Below are 8,878 nucleotides of genomic sequence, written 5' to 3'. Positions count from 1 at the left end.
CCCCGGGCACGACCACTGCGGAGCAGGCCGCGCGGGCCACCACGACGGCCCATGACTACGTCGCCACGCTGCGCGCCGCCCGCCCCTGGTGGCGCCGGCTCCTCTGGTCCGTGCGCCCCGGTCCCCTCCGCTGGCGCCGCTAGGCCCCCTCCGCGACGTGGCGCCGTCCGCCGGGCCCCGCTGATCACCCGCGACGACACTCCTGCGGCGCCAGCGGCTGCGACGCCTCTACGTCGCATGATTCCGTGCACAACGGTGGCCGCCGGTGCCACCACCACATCCATGGGGCGCCCTGTCAGACCGTCATGTCGGGACCAATGTCCGCTGGTACGGTCTCGGCGTGCTCGACGGTCTGTTCACCTTGCACGAGAACTCGCTGATCGCCTCATGGCGACTGCTCGCCTCGGTGGATCCGGAAGGCGAGGTCGTCGACGATCAGGACGCGGTGACCATGTCGCATTCGCATCCGGCCCTGTGTAACGCACTGTTGCGCTCGCCGAGGGGGCTCGACCGGATCCGAAAGGTGTTCGGCGAGCGTCACCATGCGGTGTGGGTGCGGCAGCCCGGCGACGGCCTCGAAGTAGTGGGGTATCGGCGCAACGAGTGCACGGTGCCGATGGTGCTTGAGCTTGCCGGCTGGGATCGACCACCTGCTGTGCCCGTGGTGGCGGTGGCGCCGGGTGACGTGGCGCAGCACAGCGGTGTGGGCCGGTCGATGCTCGCGGACCTTCCGCACACCTACGGCCATGCGACCGAGCGGTGGGAGTCCTGGGCGATCACGATGACGACCGGTGCCGTAGCGAACATCTCGTTCGTCACTACCCGTGAGGAGTTCCAGCGGCGCGGCCTCGGCCGGGCCGTCATGACGCGAGCGCTGCTGGACGCACGGTACCGGGGCGAGAGGTACGCGACCCTGCAGTCCACCCCGGCCGGATTGCGGCTCTACCGGGGGCTCGGGTTCCGTGACGTCGGAGTCTGGCAGGAATGGGTTCCGGCGCCCTGATTGCCCGCGCGGTCACGACGCATCCCCGCTACCGGCCACAGGTGCGGCACCTTCGTACGGCCGGTTGCCACGTCCACCCGGACCGCGAGTGGGATTTTGCACTCGCAGTGCACTTGTCTCGGCCTCCGGGGCTGCCTAGCGTCGCATCATGCCTGCTTCCTGGACCTTCGCCGTTGCCCGTGACGACCTGAGCCGGACCACCCTCGTCGAAGGCACGACGCCCACCCTCGCCGACGGCGAGGCACTGTTGCGAGTGGACCGCGTCGGCCTGACCGCCAACAACGTCACCTACGCGGTGCTCGGCGACTCGATGCGGTACTGGGAGTTCTTCCCGCCCGGCCCCCGCGGGCTCGGCCCGCAGTGGGGACTCCCGCCGCTGTGGGGCTTCGCCGAGGTGGTCGAGTCCACGGTCGAGGGGGTCGCGGCGGGGCAGCGGGTCTACGGCTACCTCCCGCCGGCGGGTCACCTGGTGGTGCGGCCGGACCGGGTGGACGCCTCCGGATTCCGCGACGCGAGCGCGCACCGGGCCGACCTGCCCTCGCCGTACAACGTGTACCGGGCGACCACCGGCGACCCGGCGTACCGGGAGGACCAGGAGGACCTGCTGGTCCTGTTCCGGCCGCTGTTCTTCACCTCCTTCATGCTGGCCGACCAGGTCGTCGACAACGACTTCTACGGGGCGCAGTCACTGGTGCTGTCGTCGGCATCGAGCAAGACCGCGTACGCCGCCGCCTTCGAGCTGCACGGCCGGGGCCGGCGCCTGGTCGGGCTCACCTCACCCGGCAACCTCGCGTTCACCCGGTCGCTCGGGTGCTATGACGACGTCGTCTCCTACGACGACATCCACGCCCTCGACGCCGTACCGACCGCCTACCTCGACCTGTCCGGCGCGCCCGCCACCCGGGCCGCGCTGCGGGAGCACCTCGGCGACCAGCTCGTGCGCGACGTCGCGGTCGGACTCACCACCCAGATCCCGAACGCCGACGCCGCCGGAGAGGTGTTCTTCGCCCCGGTGCAGATGCGCAAGCGCCGCCAGGACTGGGGCCGCGACGGGCTCGACCAGCGGTTCACCGACGCCTGGCAGCGGTTCACCGGGGTCGTGGGCGAATGGCTCGACGTCCGGACCGGATCCGGGCCCGACGCCCTGGAGCGCGCCTGGTCGGAGGTCCTCGCCGGCCGGACGCCGCCGCGTGTGGGTCAGATCGTCCAGTTGTGAGCGGTGTCCCGGCCCCGGACGGGCTGCGGGCAGACAAGCCACTCACCGCTTTTCTGGGCGAGGGGTCCACCGTCATCGCTGCCGCCGCTCCCGCCCCGGGTGCGGCACAGCCCCTGGGCCGCGTACCGCTCCTGAATGGAGGGTGCGGGACGCGACAGGCCGGACCTGCGGGCCGTGCCGTCCCCGACATCGCCGTCCGTCGAACCGCCGAGACGGCACGACACGCCGGAGGCGAGTGGCTTTCGGGCTGGCGGGCCGTGACACCATACCTCTGTCGTCCGTCGCCTCGGCGCGGCTCGTCAAGGTTCCGGTGGAGTCCCAATGGCTGGGCCGAAGGGGCAGCGATGCCGGGCACGCCGCCGGGTTCGTGTGATCCGCGCACGGCGGGGCCCTGCCAGCTCATCGGGGGGCCGGGCGTGGGCGGCCGGGGCGCCGTCCACCCGGGTAGGGACGGACACGGCTACCGGGGAGCGGTCAACCCGGCAGGCCATCGCCGACGCCACTGCCGCACCTCTGGAGGGAACCGATGGTTTCAGGTCGACCGACTGCCCGGCCGTGGCTGCCGTACGCCGTGGCCATCGTGGCCGGATCCGCGGTCATCGCGGCGGCCTACCTGATCGCCCGGCCGGCGGCGGACGCCGTGTGCACGCCGCTGGAGGTCAGCGCGTCGATCGAGAAGGACGTACTGCTCGGCGAGCTGGCGGAACGCTACAACAAGAGCGATCGGCGAGTCGGCGACCGGTGCGCCGTGGTGACCGTGCACGGCCTCGCCTCCGGTGCCTCGACGGACGCGCTGGCCGGCGACTGGGCGGCCGAGCAGCCCGACCTGCCACGGCCGCAGGTGTGGTTGCCGACGTCGAGCCTGTGGACCGGGCAGTTGAAGTTGCTGGACGAGGCCGCCGGACGCCCGGCGCAGACCCCCGGCCGGTACCCGTCGATCGCGAACAGCCCGCTGGTGATCGCCATGCCCCAGTCGAAGGGAAAGCACCTCCAGCAACAGGGCCCACTCGGCTGGGGTGAGGTCCTCGGCTCGTCCGGGCGCACGGGCTGGGCCACCTTCGGCCGCCCCGACTGGGGGCGGTTCAGCTTCGGCAAGGTCAACCCGAACCTGTCCACCTCCGGGCTGGCGGCCACGATCGCGAGCTACTACGCGGCCATCAACCGGGCCAGCGACCTGACCAAGAGCGACGTCGCGAATCCGGCGGTGACCCAGTTCGTGCGCCGCATCGAGGCCAACGTGTCCCACTACAGCGACGACATCGTGGACCTGTTGAAGGACCGCGCCGAGGCGGACCTGTCCAGCGCCGACACGGCGGCCCCGACGGACATGAGCGCGGTGGTGACGCAGGAGGAGCTGGTCTACCAGTACAACGAGGGGAAGCTGAGCCCGACCCCGGGCAAGAAGCCGAGGGTCCCGCTGGTCGCGCTGTATCCCAAGGAAGGCACGTTCAACCTCGACCACCCGTACGTGGTGCTCCCCTCGGCCAGCCCGGAGCAGCGTGACGCCGCCGCCGACTTCCTGAAGTTCCTGCAGGAGCCGCCGCAGCAGCAGAGCTTCAGCCGGCACGGGTTCCGCGACCACGAGCGGAACGCGGCCGGCCCGTTGATCGCCGCCGTCGGCGGGCGGAGGGCCGAGAACCTCACCTACTTCGACCCGCCGGATCCCGCCGTGGTCAAGGCGATCCTCACCGGCTGGGGCACGCTGCGGAAGAAGGCCAACATCCTCGTGGCCGTCGACACGTCCGGTTCGATGAACGCGAAGATCGGTGACCAGACCAGGTTCCAGGTGGCGACCAGGGCCGCCGCCAAGGGCTTCGGCCTGCTGAACTCCGAGGACAAGGTCGCGCTCTGGTCGTTCTCGTCCGAGACCCCGCAGCGGCCGAAGTCGCCGTACAGCGAGGAGGTCCGGCTGTCACCCTTCAACCAGAAGGCGCTCACCAAGGAGCTCAACAATCTCCACGTTGAGGGCGGCACCGCGCTGTACGCCACCGTACGGGCGGCACACCGGCACATGCTCGATCACTACGACCAGTCCCGGATCAACGCGGTGGTCGTGCTGACCGACGGCACGAACGAGTACACCAAGGACAACAACCTCGGCCGGCTGCTGAAGGATGTCGCGTTGGATCCGGAACGACCGATCAAGATCTTCTGCATCGCCTTCGACGAGAAGTCCGACTTCGGGAAGTTGGACCAGATCGCCAAGGCGTCCGCGGGCAAGGCGTTCGACGCCCGCGACCCGGCGAAGATCGACGACGCTTTCGTCAAGCTCGTCAGCAGCTTCTAGCGCCGCGCAACCAGGCCCGGCACGCGGTGCGCGGCGAGGCGGATCCGCGCGGCCGGGTTTCAGGACCGCAGGCGGCGGACGAGCTTGCGCAGGCCGGACTGCCAGCCGTCGGGGTCCTCCGCCTTGCGGCGGGCGTAGTCGGCGACCTCGGGGTGCGGGAGGATCAGGAAGCGCTCCTCGGCGATGCCGGCGACCGCCGCGTCGGCGACCTGGTCGGCGGTGAGCACCGCGCCGGAGGCGGCCACGACCCGCGCGCCCAGGTGACCGGCGGCCAGCCCGTCGGCGAGCATCGGCGTGTCCACGCCCTGCGGGCACAGCGCGCTGATCCGGACGCCCTGGTCGCGGAAATCGCGGTCGGGCTCACCACTTAGACTCCGAACGCCGACGCCGCTGAGGAGGTGTTCTTCGCCCCGGTGCAGATGCGCAAACGCCGCCAGGACTGGGGCCGCGACGGGCTCGACCAGCGGTTCACCGACGCCTGGCAGCGGTTCACCGGGGTTGTGAGCGGGTGGCTCGACCTCTGGGTCGACGCCGGCCACGACGCCCTGCGACGTGCCTGGTCGGAGACGCTCGCCGGCCGGACGCCGCCACGTGTGGGTCAGATCGTCCAGTTGTGAGCGGCGTTCCACGACGTCGCCCCGGTCCCGGCTGCGGCCGGGACCGGGGTTTGGCCCGCGCGGTCAGGCGCACCACGGCGCGGCGACAGTGGCCGGGCCCGCCACCTGTCGCCGCGCCGGATCCGTGCGGGTGCCGCCGCCTGCGCCGGTCGTTCAGGAACGATAGAAGATCGTGCTGTAGCTTCCACAGATGTTGGCGCTCAGGGAATTGTCGGTGCACTCTTTGATCTCGACCCGCGTGACATTCGAGGCAAAGTTGTAGGTCCTGGTGACCGTCGAGTTCGTGCCGTTGTCGTTGGCGAGTTCCTCGTAGCGCGTTCCACCGTCCCGGTAGTAGGCCGCGAGCCGCGCCTTCGCGTTGCGGTCGTTCGCCACGGTGTCCTTGACCTGCACCTTGACGTACAGTCGGCCATTGTCGCCCCACCACCAACTACCGTGCACCCAGGCGCCGGAGACATCCGCGCTCGTGTTGCTCATCGACCATTCGGTGGCTGCCTGGGCCGGGGCCGGAGAAATCACGACCGTACCGACCAGAGCGGAAATTCCCAAGAGGGCGGCGGCGAAACGACGCTTCTTCAATTCGTACTCCCTTTAGTGGTTGGCTTGCACCTGAGACGTTAATTCGCACGGCGTCCGTCCACATCGTCCCGCTGATTGATCCCCTACCACGACCGCTGCGGTATCCGGATCGGCTGACTACCGCAGCGGTTGTACGGCACCATCCGCGGGACACCGGCCCTCATCGCCACCGCTCGACCTCGCACCGACCACTTAGGATCTACCGGTGCCACACCGCGAGCGGCTCCGGCAACGACTGCACGACGTGCCCGCGACGGTCGTCGACGCGGCGGTCGCCACCGGCATCGTGGCGGTCACCGCCTGGATGGGGCGCGACTACCAACTGCCCGGCTTCCGCGAGTTCGACGGCACGGCCCTGGTCCTGACCTGCCTGGCCAACATCCCGCTCGCGGCACGCCGCCGCGCCCCGATGACCGTCCTGCTGACCTGCTGCACCGTGGTGGCGTGGTTTCTCACCCTCGGCTACGTGCCCAGCCTGAACCTGTTCGGGCCGCTGCTCGCGATGTACACCGTGGCCGCGACGCGTCCCACCCGCACCGCCCTGCCGGGGGCCGCGGCCACGGCCGGGGTGACCTTCTACAGCGGCATGGTGGTCGAGGTCTACACGCTGTGGACGGCGCTCGCCCAGGCGCTGGTGGCGACCCTGGTGGCCTGGCTGTTCGGGGCCGGGGCCCGACGGCTGGCCGACCGCAACCGGCGACTGCTCGCCCTGGCGGAGGAACTGCGCCGGGAGCGGGAGGCCCGGGCCCGCAGCGCGGTCCTGGCGGAACGGATACGTATCGCCCGCGAGCTGCACGACGTGGTCGCCCACCACATGTCGGTGATCTCGGTGCAGGCCGGCCTGGCCCGGTACGTCCTCGCCACCGATCCGGCGACGGTGGGCGCGGCGCTGGACACCATCACCGACAGCAGCCACGAAGCGCTGGAGGAGATGCGCCGGATGCTCGCCCTGCTCCGGGTGTCCGACGCCGACCCGCGAGGCGAGGGCGACGGCTGCGACCCCGCACCGGGGCTGGGTCGGCTCGACGAACTCGTCGAGCGGATCAGGGCCGCCGGCGTCCAGGTCGCGGTGGTGGTCGTGGGTTCGCCCCGCCCACTGCCACCGGGGACGGACCTCTGCGCGTACCGGGTGGCGCAGGAGTCGTTGACGAACGTCCTGAAGCACGCGCGCGGGGCCCGGGCGAATGTCACGCTCGACTACGGCCAGCCGGAGCGGCTGACCATCCGGGTCGCCGACGACGGCCCCGGCGCTCCTGACGGGCCGGCGCACGGCCACGGTCTCGCCGGCATGCGCGAGCGGGCACGACTGTACGGCGGAAGCCTGCACGCCGGCACCGCCCCGGGCGGCGGCTTCACCGTCACCCTCAGCCTGCCCGTCGGAGTCGTCCCACCCGGCAGGCACGAGCCGGGGGTCACCGGTCGGCGGCCGTCGCCTCCGGCCCGGCCCGCCTAGCCTGCCTGCTGTCACGTCCGGTCCAGGAACTCCAGGACACCCATGCATCTATGGCGGATTGGTGAACCCCCTCTCACCTGGCCGGACCAGACCGGACTCGTACGCCAGGACCACCGCCTGCGCCCGGCTGGCCAGGTCGAGCTTGGCCATGGTCCGGTTCAGATGGGTCTTGACGGTCGCCTCCGCGATCACCAGGCGCCCGGCGATCTCCGAGTTGTCGAGGCCCGTGCCGACCAGCCGCAGCACCTCCCGCTCCCGTCCGGTGAGGACGTCGAGCGCCGGCAGCGCACCGGGCCGCGGCGCGGCGGAGGCGGCAAGTGACTCGACGAGTCGGTGGACCACGCGGGGTGTGAAGAGCATGTCCCCGCGCGCCACGGTGGCGACGGCGGCCAGCAGCCGCTCCGGGGGCGTGTCCTTGAGCAGGAAACCGCTGGCCCCGGCCCGCAGCGCGGCGTAGACGTACTCGTCGGTGTCGAACGTGGTCAGCACGAGGACGCGGGGCGGGTCGTCCCCGGCCGCGGCGATGATCTCACGGGTGGCTGCGATCCCGCCGACGCCAGGCATCCGGAGGTCCATCAGGACCACGTGGGGCCGGGTGGCGGCGGCCACGGCCACCGCCTCGGCGCCGTCGGCGGCCTCGCCCACCACCCGCATCCCCGGGGCGGCCCGGAGCAGGGCGGCCAGACCGGCGCGGATCAGCACCTGGTCGTCGACGACGAGAACCCCCACCGACCTACTGCTGCGGGACATGAGCCTCCTGGTCCTTACGGTTCGACGCCAGCAGCGGGCAGGTTTGGTCCGAATCGCGGGCGGGCGCGGCCCGAGCCCACGCCCACGCGCGCCGCGCGCTTCGGTCACACGCGCCGCCGGGAACCGGCCCGGTCGGACCTCCGCTGTCGCCGGTCGACCTCCGCCCGACGACAGCGGCTACGCCCTCAGCCGACGGACGAGTTTGCGCAGGCCGGACTGCCAGCCGTCCGGGTCCTCCGCCTTGCGGCGGGCGTAGTCGGCGACCTCGGGGTGCGGCAGGATCAGGAAGCGCTCCTCGGCGATGCCGGCGACCGCCGCGTCGGCGACCTGGTCGGCGGTGAGCACCGCGCCGGAGGCGGCCACGACCCGCGCGCCCAGGTGACCGGCGGCCAGCCCGTCGGCGAGCATCGGCGTGTCCACGCCCTGCGGGCACAGCGCGCTGATCCGGACGCCCTGGTCGCGGTAGGTGACGGAGAGCCACTCGGCAAAGCCGACGGCGGCGTGCTTGGTGGTGGCGTACGGGGCGTCGCCGACCGAGGTCAGCACGCCCGCCGCCGAGCAGGTGTGCAGCAGGTAGCCGCCGCCCCGGGCGAGCATCGCCGGCAGCACCGCGCGGGCCGCGTAGACGTGGGAGAGCACGTTGACCCGCCAGGCGCGGTCCCAGCCGGCGTCGTCGACCTCCATCCCGCCGCCGGAGGTGACGCCCGCGTTGGCGCAGAACAGGTCGATGCGCCCGTACCGCTGCTCGGTGTCGGCGACCAGCGCGCGGACCTGCTCCTCGTCGGTGACGTCCAGCCCGACGGCGCGGGCGACGGGGCCGAGGCCCTCGGCCACCGCGCGGGCCGCCTCGGCGTCGAGGTCGGCCACCACCACGGCGGCGGCACCCTCGGCGGCGAAGCGACGGGCCAGGGCCGAGCCGATCCCGCCGGCCCCGCCGGTGAGCACCACCACCCGGTCGGTCAGGTTCACCGCG

General features: G+C 71.9%; 8 protein-coding genes and 1 pseudogene. 5 read left to right on the top strand and 4 right to left on the bottom strand.

From position 1 onward, the window contains the following. The first annotated feature begins 340 nt into the window (after positions 1–340). The 3 genes from F6X68_RS26830 to F6X68_RS26820 all read left to right on the top strand — a co-directional run bounded on the left by F6X68_RS26830 (position 341) and on the right by F6X68_RS26820 (position 4,506). On the top strand, positions 341–1,003 hold the full coding sequence (locus tag F6X68_RS26830; protein ID WP_151456881.1) for a GNAT family N-acetyltransferase: 663 nt from the start codon (positions 341–343) through the stop codon (positions 1,001–1,003). A 148-nt stretch (positions 1,004–1,151) separates the two neighbouring features. Then, entirely contained in the window at positions 1,152–2,219 is a 1,068-nt protein-coding gene (locus F6X68_RS26825; protein ID WP_151456880.1) for a DUF2855 family protein, read from the top strand. Positions 2,220–2,745: 526 nt separating this feature from the next. After that, complete coding sequence (locus F6X68_RS26820; protein ID WP_151456879.1) at positions 2,746–4,506, top strand: substrate-binding and VWA domain-containing protein; 1,761 nt, start codon at positions 2,746–2,748, stop codon at positions 4,504–4,506. A 59-nt stretch (positions 4,507–4,565) separates the two neighbouring features. Here F6X68_RS26820 and F6X68_RS34405 read toward each other — a convergent pair. After that, positions 4,566–4,853, bottom strand: a pseudogene (locus tag F6X68_RS34405) (dehydrogenase); the annotation flags it as partial. Positions 4,854–4,904: 51 nt separating this feature from the next. Between F6X68_RS34405 and F6X68_RS34400 the strand changes: the two are divergent. Next, positions 4,905–5,123, top strand: a complete 219-nt coding sequence (locus F6X68_RS34400) for a DUF2855 family protein (protein ID WP_225852446.1) — start codon at positions 4,905–4,907, stop codon at positions 5,121–5,123. 153 nt (positions 5,124–5,276) lie between these two features. Here the strand turns inward: F6X68_RS34400 and F6X68_RS26810 are convergent, their stop codons facing one another. Beyond that, on the bottom strand, positions 5,277–5,702 hold the full coding sequence (locus tag F6X68_RS26810) for a hypothetical protein (RefSeq protein ID WP_151456878.1): 426 nt from the start codon (positions 5,700–5,702) through the stop codon (positions 5,277–5,279). A 205-nt stretch (positions 5,703–5,907) separates the two neighbouring features. On the opposite strand from F6X68_RS26810, the gene F6X68_RS26805 reads away from it, so the two are divergent. Then, positions 5,908–7,155, top strand: a complete 1,248-nt coding sequence (locus tag F6X68_RS26805; RefSeq protein ID WP_225852445.1) for a sensor histidine kinase — start codon at positions 5,908–5,910, stop codon at positions 7,153–7,155. Between the two features lie 48 nt (positions 7,156–7,203). Here F6X68_RS26805 and F6X68_RS26800 read toward each other — a convergent pair whose 3' ends face one another. Further along, a complete protein-coding gene (locus F6X68_RS26800) occupies positions 7,204–7,905 on the bottom strand; it encodes a response regulator transcription factor (RefSeq protein ID WP_151456877.1) in 702 nt (233 codons plus the stop codon). A gap of 177 nt (positions 7,906–8,082) precedes the next feature. Further along, entirely contained in the window at positions 8,083–8,874 is a 792-nt protein-coding gene (locus F6X68_RS26795; RefSeq protein WP_151456882.1) for an SDR family oxidoreductase, read from the bottom strand. Positions 8,875–8,878: the final 4 nt, after the last annotated feature.

The organism is Micromonospora sp. AMSO12t (genome assembly GCF_008806585.1).
Lineage (GTDB): Bacteria > Actinomycetota > Actinomycetes > Mycobacteriales > Micromonosporaceae > Micromonospora > Micromonospora reichwaldensis.
The sequence above is the reverse complement of the archived record's forward strand: the minus strand, read 5'-3'. Positions and strand labels throughout refer to the sequence as shown.